The 1561-nt window shown below is 67.5% G+C and carries 3 protein-coding genes; all 3 read left to right on the forward strand.

Annotation, left to right across the window (positions count from 1 at the left end; genetic code table 11):
- Window positions 1-45: 45 nt before the first annotated feature.
- The 3 genes from I71_RS35235 to I71_RS38940 all read left to right on the forward strand — a co-directional run bounded on the left by I71_RS35235 (window position 46) and on the right by I71_RS38940 (window position 1444).
- A complete protein-coding gene (locus I71_RS35235; RefSeq protein WP_049976320.1) occupies window positions 46-576 on the forward strand; it encodes a terminase small subunit in 531 nt (176 codons plus the stop codon).
- On the forward strand, window positions 560-1033 hold the full coding sequence (locus I71_RS25165) for a phage terminase large subunit family protein (RefSeq protein ID WP_042700199.1): 474 nt from the start codon (window positions 560-562) through the stop codon (window positions 1031-1033). Before I71_RS35235 ends, I71_RS25165 begins: the two co-directional genes overlap by 17 nt.
- A 108-nt stretch (window positions 1034-1141) precedes the next feature.
- On the forward strand, window positions 1142-1444 hold the full coding sequence (locus I71_RS38940; RefSeq protein WP_049976321.1) for a hypothetical protein: 303 nt from the start codon (window positions 1142-1144) through the stop codon (window positions 1442-1444).
- The last annotated feature ends 117 nt before the right edge of the window (window positions 1445-1561 follow it).

Raw genomic sequence — 1561 nt, forward strand, 5'->3', positions numbered from 1 at the left:
CACCGGTCCACCCTCTGAGACATTTTTGAACCGAGGTTTTTGTTTATGTCCAAACCGGGCCAACGGGTGAACCGGGCGGAGCTGGCCGACCTGTTCGGCGTCAGCCTGCCCACGGTCGACGCCTGGGTGCGCGACGGCTGCCCCTTCGCGGAGAAGGGGGCCAAGGGCCGGGAATGGGCCTTCGCGACGGCCGACGTCCACCGCTGGCTGGTGGACCGCGCCGTCGCCGACGTCGCCGCCGGCTATGCGGGCGAGATCGGCGTCATCACCGCCGACGAGGCCAAGCGCCGCAAGGCGGTGGCCGACGCGGTGGTGGCCGAGATCGAGGCGGACGAGGCGCTGAACGAGGTGGTGAACCGCCATGAGGCCGCGGCCGACGTCGCCGGCTTCTGCATTGGGTTGCGCACCGGCCTGTCCAACGCGGTGGCCAAGATCGCCGGCCGTGCCGCGGCGATGACCGGGGCGCCGGAAATCCAGGCGATGGCGGAGACGGAAATCAATCGGGCCTTCGACGCCGCCCGCGATGAGCTGGTCAAGAACTGGGGCGCTGCGGTGAGCGATGAACCGGGGGCATGAGGCGGCGGCGCGGGTCAGCGCCCACCGTCACGGCGATTACCGGATCGGGCGGGGCGAGCTGCGCCGGGCGCTGCTGGCCCTGTTCGAGGGCAGCCTGAAGTTCCAGGAGCGCATGAGCGGTTCCGTCTGGGCCGAGCGCTATGGCTGGATCCCGAAGGGCACCGGGGCCGAGCATGGCAAGGTGACGCTCTACGGCTACCAGCGCGGGCTGGTGGACGCCATGTGCGATCCGGCGGTGCCGCTGCTGACCGTGTTGAAGGCGGCGCGCGTCGGCTACACCCGCTGTGCCACGCTGGCGGTGGCCTACCACCTGCACCAGGACCCGACGCTGTGCGCCATCGCCCAACCGACGATCCCGGATGCAGGGGACTCGTCCTCTGATAGAAATCTGAAATCTCTGTTCTATATCAATTCCTTATCCCCCGGCCCGTTTCTGTGGCCGGGGGTTTCTATTTGAACGGCGCCTCCTCATAAGACCTTGATTTTCCCTGATTTCCGCAGTTGCACGGCTTCTCCGTGCGACAAAGCCGCGACATGGATGCAACAAGAGCAAGGAGCAAAGTGCATGGAAAGCCATCGGCTTGAGGCCCCTCCCGAGGATGCCAGTGCGACAAAGGCGGGGGTGTGCGGGGCAGACTCGGACCTGCTCTATGGAATGCCGGCCATCGCTCGGCACCTCAACATCCGCCCGAGACAGGCGCACCACCTCAAGGAAAAGGGCGGGCTGCCGATATTCGACCTTGCCGGCGTGCTGTGCGCGCGGCGAAGCACGCTCAACGCCTGGATCGCGGATCGGGAGAGGACGGCCCATGCCGCCGGCCCGGTCAAGGTGAAGAACAGTGGCCCGCGTGGTCGGAGGGCAGCATGACCGGCTCCGCTGTCGTCATCCGGGCGCCGCCCGCGGCACTGGGCCTGAGCGATCTACAGGCGCACCTCCTCGACGCCTTCTTCGCCGGGCAGGAACGCCCGAACTGTCGCAGCCTAC

It is taken from the genome of Azospirillum sp. B506 (assembly GCF_000333595.1).
Taxonomy (GTDB): Bacteria; Pseudomonadota; Alphaproteobacteria; order Azospirillales; family Azospirillaceae; genus Azospirillum.

Excerpts from the sequence above, each read along its gene's own strand:
- I71_RS38940 (WP_049976321.1), top strand. The coding sequence starts at position 1,142 with ATGGAAAGCCATCGGCTTGAGGCCCCTCCCGAGGATGCCAGTGCGACA.
- I71_RS25165 (WP_042700199.1), top strand. The coding sequence starts at position 560 with ATGAACCGGGGGCATGAGGCGGCGGCGCGGGTCAGCGCCCACCGTCAC.
- I71_RS35235 (WP_049976320.1), top strand. The coding sequence starts at position 46 with ATGTCCAAACCGGGCCAACGGGTGAACCGGGCGGAGCTGGCCGACCTG.